General features: G+C 70.2%; 13 protein-coding genes and 1 other RNA gene. 8 read left to right on the top strand and 6 right to left on the bottom strand.

What is annotated here, in order from left to right; all coding sequences use genetic code 11:
• Positions 1-33: 33 nt before the first annotated feature.
• On the bottom strand, positions 34-459 hold the full coding sequence (locus HAV39_RS35235; protein ID WP_120318457.1) for a DUF350 domain-containing protein: 426 nt from the start codon (positions 457-459) through the stop codon (positions 34-36).
• A 124-nt stretch (positions 460-583) separates the two neighbouring features.
• Positions 584-1,936, bottom strand: a complete 1,353-nt coding sequence (glnA, locus tag HAV39_RS35230) for a type I glutamate--ammonia ligase (protein WP_155390121.1) — start codon at positions 1,934-1,936, stop codon at positions 584-586.
• Between the two features lie 174 nt (positions 1,937-2,110).
• Between glnA and HAV39_RS35225 the strand changes: the two genes are divergently transcribed.
• From HAV39_RS35225 to panB, 4 genes are all read left to right on the top strand, one after another.
• Positions 2,111-2,932, top strand: coding sequence for a hypothetical protein (locus HAV39_RS35225; RefSeq protein WP_191843507.1), 822 nt, complete (start codon positions 2,111-2,113; stop codon positions 2,930-2,932).
• A 43-nt stretch (positions 2,933-2,975) separates the two neighbouring features.
• Positions 2,976-4,019, top strand: coding sequence for a hypothetical protein (locus HAV39_RS35220; RefSeq protein ID WP_191843506.1), 1,044 nt, complete (start codon positions 2,976-2,978; stop codon positions 4,017-4,019).
• Positions 4,020-4,182: 163 nt separating this feature from the next.
• On the top strand, positions 4,183-5,934 hold the full coding sequence (locus HAV39_RS35215) for an NAD+ synthase (protein ID WP_191843505.1): 1,752 nt from the start codon (positions 4,183-4,185) through the stop codon (positions 5,932-5,934).
• A 138-nt stretch (positions 5,935-6,072) separates the two neighbouring features.
• A complete protein-coding gene (gene panB / locus HAV39_RS35210; RefSeq protein WP_191843504.1) occupies positions 6,073-6,912 on the top strand; it encodes a 3-methyl-2-oxobutanoate hydroxymethyltransferase in 840 nt (279 codons plus the stop codon).
• 46 nt (positions 6,913-6,958) lie between these two features.
• Here panB and npdG read toward each other — a convergent pair whose 3' ends face one another.
• Entirely contained in the window at positions 6,959-7,645 is a 687-nt protein-coding gene (npdG, locus tag HAV39_RS35205) for an NADPH-dependent F420 reductase (protein WP_191843503.1), read from the bottom strand.
• A 34-nt stretch (positions 7,646-7,679) separates the two neighbouring features.
• The gene (locus HAV39_RS35200) at positions 7,680-8,432 is read right to left on the bottom strand and encodes a sulfite exporter TauE/SafE family protein (RefSeq protein ID WP_191843502.1); all 753 of its coding nucleotides are present in this window, start codon (positions 8,430-8,432) and stop codon (positions 7,680-7,682) included.
• Positions 8,433-8,518: 86 nt separating this feature from the next.
• Here HAV39_RS35200 and rnpB point away from each other — a divergent pair.
• Both rnpB and HAV39_RS35190 read left to right on the top strand, forming a co-directional pair.
• Positions 8,519-8,935: RNase P RNA component class A (gene rnpB / locus HAV39_RS35195), an RNA gene on the top strand.
• 975 nt (positions 8,936-9,910) lie between these two features.
• Complete coding sequence (locus HAV39_RS35190; RefSeq protein WP_191843501.1) at positions 9,911-10,138, top strand: hypothetical protein; 228 nt, start codon at positions 9,911-9,913, stop codon at positions 10,136-10,138.
• A 227-nt stretch (positions 10,139-10,365) separates the two neighbouring features.
• Here HAV39_RS35190 and HAV39_RS35185 read toward each other — a convergent pair whose 3' ends face one another.
• On the bottom strand, positions 10,366-10,824 hold the full coding sequence (locus HAV39_RS35185) for an SUKH-3 domain-containing protein (RefSeq protein WP_191843500.1): 459 nt from the start codon (positions 10,822-10,824) through the stop codon (positions 10,366-10,368).
• A 341-nt stretch (positions 10,825-11,165) separates the two neighbouring features.
• On the opposite strand from HAV39_RS35185, the gene HAV39_RS35180 reads away from it, so the two are divergent.
• Positions 11,166-11,717, top strand: coding sequence for a hypothetical protein (locus HAV39_RS35180; RefSeq protein ID WP_191843499.1), 552 nt, complete (start codon positions 11,166-11,168; stop codon positions 11,715-11,717).
• Between the two features lie 199 nt (positions 11,718-11,916).
• Here the strand turns inward: HAV39_RS35180 and HAV39_RS35175 are convergent, their stop codons facing one another.
• Complete coding sequence (locus HAV39_RS35175; RefSeq protein ID WP_191843498.1) at positions 11,917-12,273, bottom strand: hypothetical protein; 357 nt, start codon at positions 12,271-12,273, stop codon at positions 11,917-11,919.
• A gap of 212 nt (positions 12,274-12,485) precedes the next feature.
• Here HAV39_RS35175 and HAV39_RS35170 point away from each other — a divergent pair, with 212 nt between their 5' ends.
• A complete protein-coding gene (locus tag HAV39_RS35170; protein ID WP_239121071.1) occupies positions 12,486-12,938 on the top strand; it encodes a DUF4362 domain-containing protein in 453 nt (150 codons plus the stop codon).
• Positions 12,939-13,060: the final 122 nt, after the last annotated feature.

Below are 13,060 nucleotides of genomic sequence, written 5' to 3'. Positions count from 1 at the left end.
CAACACGTCGCGGAGGGTCGGTGGCCGGGTGGGTCAGGCGATGCAGGCGCAGACGATGAGGGCCGCGCCGAAGTGGGTGGCGGCGGTGACCTTGGCGGCGGGGTGCGGCTCGATCTCGGCGATCATCTCGCCGAGGCGGCCGGGGGTCAGCCAGTCCAGCGCCAGGAAGGCCAGCGCCATCAGGCCGACGCCGAGCAGACCGAAGATCACCGTGGAGGCCAGGCCCTTGCCGAAGTCCTCGTAGCTGGTGAAGATCGCGGTGAACACGATGAGCGCGATGCCCAGCTGGTTGGCCGCCAGCAGCAGCGCCGCGTTGCTGCTGCGCTGGTGCCAGATCAGCTCCCGCAGGCGGCCCGGCGTCAGCAGGTCCACCACGATGAATCCGACCGCCATCAGACAGATGCCGGCCACCCCGAACACCACGCTCTGCCACGCACCCGTGACCAGGTCCTGCACCATCTATGCCTCCACTGCATCCGAATGTCGCTCGGGAGGCTAGCGGACGCCCGCAACACGGGCGTCCGCACGGGGCTGAGCAGGTTATCTACAGCGCACCCAGGCTGAGCCACCGATACCTGGGCTGCTAGAGCGCACCCAGGTAACGGATCCGCTCGAACGGGGTCACCTCGCGCCGGTACTCCTCCCACTCCGCGCGCTTGTTGCGCAGGAAGAAGTCGAACACGTGCTCGCCGAGCACGTCGGCGACCAGCTCGGAGCCGGCCATGACGTCGATCGCCTCGGACAGGTTCTCCGGCAGCGCCGAGTAGCCCATCGCGCGGCGCTCGGCGTTCGACAGCGCCCACACGTCGTCCTCGGCGCCCGGAGGCAGCTCGTAGCCCTCCTCGATGCCCTTCATGCCGGCGCCGAGCAGCACCGCGAAGGCCAGGTAGGGGTTGCAGGCCGAGTCCATCGAGCGCACCTCGACCCGGGCCGAGTTCGGCTTGCCGTACGCGGGCACGCGCACCAGGGCGGAACGGTTCAGGTGGCCCCAGCAGACGTACGCCGGGGCCTCGCTGATCCGGTCCGGGATCATCTGCGGGAACAGCCGCTTGTACGAGTTCACCCACTGGTTGGTGACCGCGGTGAACTCCCGCGCGTGGGTGAGCACGCCCGCGATGAACGCCTTGGCGGTCTTGCTCAGCTTGTGCGGGTCGGCCGGGTCGTGGAAGGCGTTGCGCTCGCCCTCGAACAGCGACAGGTGCGTGTGCATGCCGCTGCCGGGCTGGTCGGTGAACGGCTTGGGCATGAAGGTGGCCCGCACCCCGTGCGACAGCGCCACCTCCCGCATCACGTGCCGGAAGGTCATGATGTTGTCGGCGGTGGTCAGCGCGTCCGCGTACCGCAGGTCGATCTCCTGCTGGCCGGGGGCGACCTCGTGGTGGCTGAACTCCACGGAGATGCCGATGCGCTCCAGCGCCAGCACCGCCTGGCGGCGGAAGTCGCGCGCGATGGCGTGCGTGGTGTGGTCGAAGTAGCCGCCCGCGTCGACCGGGGTCGGCACGCCGCCGTCCGCGGGCGCGTCGGCGAGCAGGAAGAACTCGACCTCGGGGTGGGTGTAGAAGGTGAAGCCCTTGTCGGCCGCCTTCGACAGCGCCCGGCGCAGCACGTGGCGCGGGTCGGCCCAGCTGGGCGTGCCGTCGGGCATGAGGATGTCGCAGAACATCCGGGCGCTCTCGCCGGAGCCGCCGCCCTCGAACGGGAACACCTGGAACGTGGTCGGGTCCGGCATGGCGATCATGTCGGACTCGTACACCCGGGCGAAGCCCTCGATCGCGGAGCCGTCGAAGCCGATGCCCTCCTCGAAGGCCGACTCCAGCTCCGCCGGCGCGACGCTGACCGACTTCAGGGTGCCGAGCACGTCGGTGAACCAGAGGCGCACGAAGCGGATGTCGCGCTCCTCAAGCGTACGCAGCACGAACTCCTGCTGACGATCCACGGCATGCCTCTCTCAGACGAGATCTCCGGGCCAGTCTGGCGCGGCCTCATTACGGGCACGTTACGCCATGCCCCAGCTGTACGCCGGGGCACCGTGATGCCGCAACTTCGACGCCCTTCACCCCGTTGGACCGGTCAGTGAATCGGAGCTCCCCTCGATGCGCAAGGAGCGCCCATGAACCGCCTGGACACCCTCTTCCCGGTGCGCCACCGCACCATCGCGGGCGGTATCGCCCTCGGTGGGCTGCTGATCGGCGCGCTCACCCTGGCCGGGGTGCTCGGCGCGACCCACCGCCAGCAGCAGGCCCAGGCGACCGAGGCCCGCAAGACGCTGCCGATCACCGCGACCCAGCCTGAGCTACAGGCTGCGCTGCTGGCCGACGTCGACCTGCCCGCCAGCTACGCCCCGCAGCCGCCCAGCCCGTCGCCCCGCGTGCGCACGCCCCGGCCGGAGCGCTGCGCGGCCCTGCTCGGTGCGCCCGACGAGCTGATCCGCACGGCCGCGGCGACCGTGGCCACCCACCCGAAGGCCCGCACGCAGCCCAGCGCTCAGGCCGTCTCCGGGCACCGCGGGCCGACGCTGATCACGCAGGTGCTCAGCACCTTCACCGGCGACGGCGCGCTCGGCACCCTCAACGAGCTGCGCCGGATGGGCCAGCGCTGCCGGGACTTCAACGCGGTGCTCGAGGACGGCACCGCGGTGCGGGTGCGCGTCGAGGACGTGCCGCGCGACCGGCTGCCCGCCGACCTGCTGAAGCTGGAGGGCGACGCGTACGCGCTGCGCTTCACGCTCACCGGCAAGGACCGGACCATGACCGGCTACCTGGCGCTGGGCCGGGTGGGTGGGGTGCTGTCGATGCTGCGCGAGATGGACTCCGGGGAGCGCCAGGGCGGCGCCGTCGCCGATCTGGGCCGGTTCACCGGGCTGCTGGAGCAGGCCGCCAAGAAGCTGCTGCCCATCACCCTCGGCGGTGTACGGCCGACCCCGCTGGGCTGAACGGACATCGAGTGCCGTGGAGCCGTCCGCTTAGGATGGCTCGATGCGCCGTCTCGCCTGGCTGGCTCTCGCCGTCCTGATCGGCCTCGGCGCGGCCGCCGTCACCGGTGTCCGGATCGCCGACGCCACCGACTCCACCCCCTACCTGCTGGCCACCGCGGCCCTGCTGGCGATCGGCCTGTACGGCAGCACGTACGGCATCGACACCGCGGGGGCGCGGCAGGACCGGCGGCTCATCGTCACCGCGGTCACCGTCGGCGTGGTCGTCAAGGCCGCCGTCATCGGGGTGGCGCTGGCGCTGGCCTGGCAGGACCCGCTGTTCCTGCTGCTGGGCATCGTGGTGGCCCAGATCGACCCGCTGTCGGTCGCCGCGCTGCTGGGCGACGACCGGCTCTCTCCCCGGGCGCGCACCGTGCTGGCCGCGTGGTCCTCGTTCGACGACCCGATCACCGTGGTGCTCACCGTCTACGCGGCCGCCGTCGCGACCGACGCGCTCGGTCTGGACCACCGGGGCGAGCAGGGCGTGCACGTCGCGGACGGGCTGGCGGCGTACGCCGTCGATCTGGGATTGAACCTGCTCTTCGCGGGTCTGGTGTGGCTGGTGTGGCGCTTCGGGGTGCGGGACCGGCCGCGCCGGGCCACCGCCCTGCTCGCCCTCGCGGCGGCGGTGGCGGTGTGGCAGTTCCTGATGCTCGGCCTCGCGCTGGTCGGCCTGTTCCTGCGGCCCGCCTGGCTGGAGCGGCTGCTGCCCCGGATCACCCAGGGCGCGCTGTACGCCGCGACGGTGCTGCTGGGGCTGCTGCTCATCGGCGGGATCGCGCTGCCGCAGGGCATCAGCCTGGGCGTGGCCGCGTTCGCGGCGCAGATCCTGGTCGGCTGGCTGCTCACCCGCAACATGCCCCCGGCTGACCGGCTGCACCTGGCCTTCGCCCAGCAGAACGGCATCACCGCGATCATCCTCGCGCTGCGCCTGGAGGCCCAGTTCGCGGGCGTGGTCGCCGTCGTCGCCCCGGCCATCCTGGTCACCAACCTCACCCACTACACCGCCAACCACCTCCTCGACCGCCGCACCCGCGCCTCGCCTTGATCATTCGACTTGCCTGGCAGGTGGGCGAATGCGGTCGCAAGATACGCACGGGTGCCAGGCAAGTCGGATGACCTTGGAGCGGGCGGCGCCCTGCCGGACTGTGGCAGGGCACACGCCTGGTGGGAAACGCGCGGCGGGTGGGGTGTGCGCGAAGATGTTGGGTATGACCGCCACGCTGCGTCTCGCTCTCGCCCAGGTCAACCCGACGGTCGGCGACCTCGCCGGCAACGCCGCCATGGTGCGCGAGTGGTCCGCCCGCGCCGCCGAGGCCGGCGCGCACATCGTCGCCTTCCCCGAGATGATGCTGACCGGGTATCCGGTCGAGGACCTCGTGTTCCGGCAGTCCTTCGTCGAGGCCTCCCAGCAGGCGCTGGTGCGGCTGGCCGCCGACCTGGCCGCCGACGGGCTGGGCGACCTGGCGGTGATCGTCGGCTTCCTCGACGCGGACGGCCCGGCGCGGCTGGGCGCGGACTCGACCTCGCCGGTCGGCCCCCGCGACTCGCTGGCGCTGCTGCACCGCGGCGTGGTCGCCGCCCACTACCACAAGCACCACCTGCCCAACTACGGCGTCTTCGACGAGGACCGCTACTTCGTGCCCGGCGACACGCTGACCGTGGTGCGGGCGCAGTGGGCCGACGGCAGCCAGGCCGACGTCGCGCTGACCATCTGCGAGGACATCTGGCAGGCGGGCGGCCCGTTCGCGGTGGCCGCGTCGGCCCGGGTCGGGCTCGTCATCAACATCAACGGCTCGCCGTACGAGCTGAACAAGGACGACGTGCGGCTGCCGCTGGTGCAGCGCCGGGCCGCCGAGGCCGGGGCGGCCGTGGCGTACGTCAACATGATCGGCGGCCAGGACGAGCTGACCTTCGACGGCGACTCGATGATCGTGGCGGCGGACGGCACGCTGCTGGCCCGCGGTCCGCAGTTCCACCAGGCGCTGCTGGTGCACGACCTGCACCTGCCCGAGGCGGACCCGGACGCGCCCGTCGGGCACCTGGGCACCATGCGGGTCGCCCGGATCCCGCTGACCACCTCCTGGGCCACGCCCGAGGGTCCGGCCGCCGACGCGGGCATCGCCGACCGCCTCGGCGACGAGGCCGAGGTGTGGAACGCCCTGGTGATGGGCCTGCGCGACTACGTGCGCAAGAACGGCGCGAAGTCGGTCCTGCTCGGCCTGTCCGGCGGCATCGACTCCTCGGTCGTCGCCGCGATCGCGGTCGACGCGCTCGGGGCCGAGCACGTCGTCGGCGTCTCGATGCCCAGCGGGCACTCCTCGCAGCACTCCCGCGACGACGCCGCCGAGATGGCCCGACTGACCGGCCTGGACTACCGGGTCGAGCCGATCCAGCACATGGTGGACGCGTTCCTGTCCAACCTGAACCTGTCCGGCCTGGCGGTGGAGAACCTGCAGGCACGGGTGCGCGCGGTGATCCTGATGGCGCTGTCCAACCAGGAGGGGCACCTGGTGCTCACCACCGGCAACAAGAGCGAGCTGGCGGTGGGCTACTCCACCCTCTACGGCGACTCGGTCGGCGCGTTCAACCCGCTCAAGGACGTGCCGAAGACGCTGGTGTGGAAGCTCGCGCACTGGCGCAACACGGTCGGCGAGGTGATCCCGGAGAGCTCCATCACCAAGCCGCCGAGCGCCGAGCTGCGCCCGGGTCAGCTGGACACCGACTCGCTGCCGCCGTACGACCAGCTGGACGCGATCCTGGCCGGTTACGTCGACGGCGACCAGGGCCGCGACGAGCTGGTCGCCGAGGGGCACGATCCGGCGCTGGTGGACCGGATCCTGCGCCTGGTCGACGGGGCGGAGTACAAGCGCCGCCAGTCCGCGCCCGGCACCAAGATCTCGTTCAAGGCGTTCGGCCGCGACCGCCGCCTGCCCATCACGAACCGGTGGCGAGAGAGCTGATCGCCGCCCGCGGTAGCCGGCGGGCATGTCTCAGTGAATTAGTGCACTGAACCCTGACATCGGGTGTTCAACAGGTGGAAACATTCTCCTCGAGACCCGGGGACCGTGAACGCGGCCTCGAGGCGAGAGGAGACAGCGATGTCCGACAGTGTGCCCTCCCTCTACGGCGGGCCGGCCGGCTCGCGGGTGCGCACCCGCCACCTGCAGCTGGCCAAGGAGCGCGGCGAGAAGTGGGCCATGCTCACCTCGTACGACCAGTACACCGCCCAGATCTTCGACGAGGCCGGCATCGCGGTGCTGCTCGTCGGCGACTCGGCCGCCAACAACGTGTTCGGCTACGAGTCGACCCTGCCGGTGACCGTCGAGGAGATGCTCCCCCTGGTCCGCGCCGTGGTCGGCGCCACCAAGCGGGCACTGGTCGTCGGCGACCTGCCGTTCGGCACGTACGAGGAGTCCCCCGAGGTCGCGCTGCGCACCGCGGTGCGCTTCATGAAGGAAGCCCGCTGCCACGCGGTCAAGCTGGAGGGCTTCCGCCCCGCCCAGATCGAGATGATCACCGGCGCGGGCATCCCCGTCATGGCCCACCTGGGCTTCACCCCCCAGTCCGAGCACCAGCTCGGCGGCTACCGAGTGCAGGGCCGCGGTGACGACGCGGCCGCGACGCTGCTGCGCCAGGCCCGCGAGGTCGTCGCGGCGGGCGCGTTCGCGGTCGTTCTCGAAATGGTGCCCGGCGACGTGGCCAAGCAGGTCACCGCCGAGATCGGCGTGCCCACCGTCGGCATCGGCGCGGGCCCCGACACCGATGCCCAGGTCCTCGTCTGGCAGGACATGGCCGGCCTGCGCCCCGCCTCCGCCGGCCCGACCCCCCGCTTCGTCAAGAAGTACGCCGACCTGCACAGCGTCCTCGCCCGCGCGGCCGCCGAATTCGCCGCCGACGTCCACGACGGCGCCTTCCCCACCGCCGACCACACCTTCTGACCGACCGGGCCGCCCCGGCCTTGCCAGGGGGTTGGGCCGGGGTGGGTCAGACGTCGGTGATGCGGATGCCGGAGTGGGCCTTGTAGCGCTTGTTCATGGCGATGAGGTTGGCGGTGAGGGCTTCGACCTGGGCGGCGTTGCGCAGGCGGCCGGCGTGGATGCCGCGCATGCCGGGGATGCGGCCCGCCAGCGCCTGGACCACGGCCACCGCTTCGCGGTCGTCGCCGAGGACCAGGATGTCCAGGTCCATGCGGGTCACTGCCGGGTCGGCCAGCAGTTCCGCGCTGACGTGGTGGAACGCCGCGGTCACCCGGGCCTCGGGCAGGATCGCCGCCGCCTGCTGCGCGGCGCTGCCCTCGTCGACCCGCAGCGCGTACGGCCCCTGCTTGTCGAAGCCGAGCGGGTTCACACAGTCCACCACGATCTTGCCGACCAGCTGCTCGACCAGTCCGGCCAGCGTCTCGGCGTGCCCGGCGTAGGGCACCGCGACGATCAGCACGTCCGAACGCGCCGCCACGTCGGCGTTGTCGCCGCCGGCCACGTTCCCACCGGACAGCTCCGCCAGCTCGGCCGCCGAGGCCGCCGCCCGGTCCGCGCTGCGGGAGCCGATCAGCACCGCCTGCCCCGCCAGGGCGAGCCGGTATGCCAGCCCGCGGCCCTGATCGCCGGTGCCGCCGAGGATGCCTACCGTCAGCGCGCTGACGTCGGGAAGGGAAGCCAGGTCCAATGCCATACCCGATCTTCGCACTGAACGGGCGTTCATCGCGCTATGACATGGCTCGCACGAACAGCACACCTGCCACGGTCACCCCGAAGGCCACGATGACCGCCCGCAGCGTCCGCGCCGGCAGCCGCCGCCCCGCCCGTGCGCCCGCGAACCCGCCCAGCAGCGTCGCCGGCACCAGCACCGCCACCGCCGGCCAGTACACCGGCCCGAACAGCGAGTACATCGTGGTGGCGACCACGCCGACGACGAGCTGGAGGATGTTCTTCAGGGCCACGATGCGGTTCATCGACTCGACCACGACCACGCTCAGCACCGCGATCAGGATGACGCCGAGCACCGAGTTGAAGTAACCGCCGTACACCCCGACGAGAAAGAGCAGCACGAACCGCAACCAGACCGGCTGCGCGTGCGGCTCGCCCACCAGGCGGCCCACCCGCTCCTGGAACGCCAGCAGCAACGACGCGGCCAGCACCAGCAGCGGCATCAGCTTGGCGAACACGCCCGGCGGCGTGTGCAGCAGCAGCACGCAGCCGGTGAGCGCGCCGAGCAGCACCGTGGGCGCCAGCAGCCGCAGCCGCGCGCCCTGGCCGCGCAGGTCCGGCCGGGTGCCCAGCACGCTCGCGGAGTAGCCGCCGGTCACCGAGACCGAGTTGGTGACCGTCGCCTGGACCGGCGGCACCCCGAACGCCAGCAGCACCGGCAGCATGATCAGTGAACCGCCCCCGGCCACGGCGTTCACGCTCCCGGCGGCGACGCCGACAGCACCGAGCAGCAACAGCGCACCGAGATCCATCGCCCCCGAGGTTATCCACCGGACTGCCCGGACGGCGGCCCGGACGCGGGCGGCGGCAGGGGACGTATCATGGTCAACGCGACGGACGAGTCGGCCGGGCGGTCGCGTCATCACGGGCTCCGGCCCGGCGATGCCGAGGAACGTCCGGACTCCACAGGGCAGGGTGGTTGTTAACGGCAACCCGGGGCGACCCGCGGGACAGTGCCACAGAGAACAGACCGCCCGCCGCCCCCCGGGGCAGCGGGTAAGGGTGAAACGGTGAGGTAAGAGCTCACCAGCACCCCGGGTGACCGGGGTGGCTAGGTAAACCCCACCCGGAGCAAGACCAAGAAAGGCCGCTCGATCCGCTTCGGCGGGCGGGTGGCCGCGCGGACGTTCGAGGGTGGCCCGCCCGATGTCCGCGGGTAGGTTGCTCGATCCTGCCGGCGACGGCAGGCCTAGATGGATGGCCGCCGCCGCGCGCGAGCGCGGCACAGAATCCGGCGTACAGGCCGACTCGTCCGTCGTCCTCATGGTCGCGCCACCGGCGTGCCTTCTGAGCTGCTGTTCAACTTCGTGTTGTCAGCCAACGCCGGTCGTTGTTGGTCGCCGTTTGACGGCCTGAGGACGGCCCGGAGTCATGCTCGACGGCCTGGAGGCGGCCTGACGGGCAGGCGACAGTGACTACCTGGCGGCCTAGCGAATGGGGCTATCGCCGTTACTGTGTGGCCGTGACTATCTCGCGGAATGATCTGATGGCCGAGGTCGCCAGCCGTGCGGGGCAGGGCTACGGGAACATAGCGGGAACGCCGTAGCGCTCATGATCTTGTCCCGCCTGGCTCCGATGCGTCCATCACTGCGTGGATGGGACCGGGATCGTGCATCAGCGTCTCGGGATCTACCACCAGGTCGGTGTGCCACCACATGGGTACCAGACCGCTGGTGTGCAGATAGCTTCGGCAATCACCACACCACTGCCACTGGCTTCCCCTGCCCGCCCAGCGGATCCCGGCAGACAGTCGGGGCGTCGGGTCGTGTAGATCGAACCACCTGCGCAGTGCATGTGAGCCACACACAGGACATGGCGCGGCCAACCGAGAACCCTCCTCGGACGCCTCGAACACATCTCCCCAGGGCACATCCCATTCTTGCGGCACGCCGTGCCAGTTCATGTTCATCAGATACATCCTGGTGCACACGCTTGCACGATGTTGTCCCACCTGGCTCCCCGTCTGCCGTCGGCTCGCACCCCGTGGTCATGATCTCCGGCCGTGGTCAAGACGGAGCTCCCCACTGGAGGAACGGTCTTGACCACGGCCGGAGATCATGAAGGCTTTGCCCGGGTCGATGGTGGGCGGGGTGCGACTCCCCGGAACCCGAGGTTGAGGGGTTGACTTTGACCCTGAAAGACATCAGGTGGCACGGATGTGACGGCGGCGGGAGCGGCGGTCAGCTAGTCCGGCTGACGTGCGAAGAAATGATCATGAATCAAACAATAAATGATCTTCGTCGTTGTGATCACCCTGTCGACAAAAGATCATCTCCTCACGCTGAGCGGCCATCCTCAGCTTGATCACTTCCGGCACGCTCTGACGTACGTCGTCGCTAGCCACGGCCGCAGCGTCGGCCAATCGATCACCAGCCGCATTGATCAGAGCGCTGACCTGCGGCAACTCTTCGCCTTCGGCAAAGTCGATCTGCTCAGTCGAGGTACAGGCGTCCGCTGATTGGCTGCCGGGGTCCGGGGTCCGGGTCGGCGCGCGCCGAAGGCTGGCGTGTCGACCCGTGGCCCCTGGGACCCTGGCGCGGCCGCTTGCGGCCGCCTTGACCTCGTAGGGAAAGTTCGGGCCCTTTGCCCGCCACCAACATGCCCGCCACCAACATGTGTGCTGTCCCCCGTAGATGCTTTACATCGACGTTCCAGTAGCTGCTTGACGCGCCGAGAAGTGCCAGATCACTCGACTTCACGTGGCATGTGCCCGAGAACGAGGCGGTCCAAAGCCAGCGGCAGGCGGCCGAAGGATGCTAGACGATCAATCACGACGTAGACCTCTCCGCGCTCATCCATGCCCAAGTAGGCCCATGCACAGGTTCCGGCTGCCAGCTCACCAATCGGTGAGATGTCGCGGTTGATGTGCTCGCCCCAGTCGATGAACCGGTCGGCTTCGCCCGAGCACGCGGTCGGCACCAGCCTGAACGGCTCTCGGGCGCGTGTGACGCCTGACCCGCCGTCCAGGAACTTGAGCCCGCCGTACTCGATCAGGAACTGTCGCGCCGCCTGGTGCAGGGGCGGGAATCCGGCTGTGGCGAGTTCGGCCTCCCACCCCGCTATGTCGACGCTGCGGCCGGGATGCCATCCGTACTCGAGCAGGATCCCGCGCGTCTCCTCACTGAAGCTTCCCGCCTGGTCCACGAGAGAAATCTAGGTGATGGGTCAAGCAGCTGGTGGGATGGATCGGCCAAGCGGGTACTGGGACTAGACACTGATGGCGGGTGGCGTGCTGCCCGGTTGGGTGCGGTGATCAATTGCGGCACGGAGATCACACGGTCGGTGAGCGTCGGCGCTGGAGCTGCGTCGGCGCGGCTTGAGATGCTTGGTCTATGCCGAGAAGTACCCGCTTGCGATATGTCGACTGTTGGCCGTCGCTCTTCCCCAGTCGCTACACCGCAGGTGGTGCCCCAGCGAAATTCAGCAAGCAATCCGCGGCTGTCACGGAGCTGTACTCACGCCACCTCGCAGCCGGGGATCCGATCATGTCGGATACGTGGTGGGTTCGGTTCAGTGAACCTTTGGACGGCCTTCCGGCCGGCTTTCCTTGTGAGCCGAAGCTGAACGCGCCGGGCGGCTTCGGCCTCGCCGCCGCGATCCTGGACTTGCCCGATCGGAGGCGAAGGCTGGCCACGCTTGACGTGGTCCAGTACCACTTGATGCGGATGGCTGCCAGCGAGGGCTGGGCGACCGCACCATTGGAAGCCGCTTACCGCGCATGTGTGGCAGACGACCTCGTACTGCATCTTGTTTCCAAGCCGAAGGCCAGTCCAGATCGGCGGTTGAAGGCGTTCGTTGCGTACACGATTGACGGCAACGGTGACGGACGGACGACCTTGCACGTGGAGGATCGCAGCGGCGCACCGGTCTACGAGGGTGAGGCGTGGGAGTCGCCGTGCGAGAGCGACGCCTTCGCGCAGATCGGGCGGAGTCTGCGCTGGCTCGGCCCGCGTACCGTCAACGTTTTCACCTGGCCGACGGTGCCGCCTCCGAAGAAGGACTTCCAGGTCGAGCAAACCGTCGAACTTCCGAGCTAGCCGACCCTGCCGGCTTGAAGCGGTGAACGGGCATCTCGATCTGAACACGGTCTCGGGCTGCCATTGACAACCTGTTCCGCTCGCATCCGGCCCGACGACGGCCCACGGTGGTGTTGACGGTGAATTTCCGCAGTTCAGTCGGCCTATAGCACACTCCATCCGGCGTACAGGCCGAGTCGTCCGTCCCTGTACCGGCCGGTCAGAGCCGCGGCAGCTCGCCGCTGGCGACCTGCTCCCACACGTCCGCGAAACGCTCCGGATGGGCCGCGTACACGAACCCGACCGCGGTCAGCGACATCACCAGCACCAGCCCGAAGGTCGCCACCGCCGACCACCGGCGGTGCACCGCCGAGAACGCCACTCCCGCCGCCAGCGCGCCGAGCCACACGGTCAGGCCGACGGCCAGCGCCCACATGTCCCGCGCCCACCACTCCGGCCAGTCCGACCAGCCACCGAAGATCGCCTGGGTCCGTTCCAGGCCCAGCGCCAGCAGCGGTGCGCCGACGACCAGGGCGAGCAGCCACATCGCCGTCTGCACTGCGCGTACGTACCTCATGGGCGGCAAGGCTATGCGGCCCGGTGTTAACGCCGCATGAGTCGTGAATCCCCGCTCGGCGGCCTGCTTCCCCTGGTCCGCTGAGCAACCTCCGGGGCGGTCTGGCCCAGGTGCGCACCGACTGGCGATCGGGGCGGGCCGCCGGGTGCCCGTGCAGCGGAACCGCTGGGCGCTGCGCCGGGTCGAACCGCCGACGACGTCGACGGAGGATCATGATGCGCTGGAAGGCCCTGCCCGCTCTGCTGTTGCTGCTGTCCGCGGCTGCCTGCACCTCCGACCGGACGACCGCGGGCGCACCGGGAACACCTGCGGGCAGCCCCGCCGGGTCGGCCTCGCCCACGGCCGGCGCCATGCTCGCCGCCGACTGCGGAACCCATGACCTGGGCCACCGGAGCGAGCTGCCGCCCGCTTCGCTGTCCTGCCTGCTCGACGCCGTCAGCGCGCACCGTCCCGCGGTGCTGCGGGTGACCCGGCTGACCATCGAGGGCGACCCGATCCGTTTCACGTACACCGTGCAGCAGGACGGGCGGGTCGAGGTGCTCACCGACACCCGTGAGGACGCCTTCGGGCATCGCGGCGTCATGCGGGAGCTGTGCACCGGCCCGGCCGCGGGACCGCCGGCCCTGGAGTTCGCCCAGTGCTCCACCCCGACACCGGTCCGCTGACCCGCGCCTCTCCTGCCCTGCTCGCGGCACCTGGGGCGTTAGGAAGGTGCCCTTCCGCTACCTGGAGCGATAAGAAGGTGCCCTTCCTTCTTTCGGGGTGGTGGGGCGGCGCGGGGAGGGGC

The organism is Catellatospora chokoriensis (assembly GCF_011297315.1).
GTDB classification, from domain to species: Bacteria; Actinomycetota; Actinomycetes; order Mycobacteriales; family Micromonosporaceae; genus Catellatospora; species Catellatospora citrea.
This window is presented reverse-complemented; position numbering and strand designations above follow the sequence as displayed.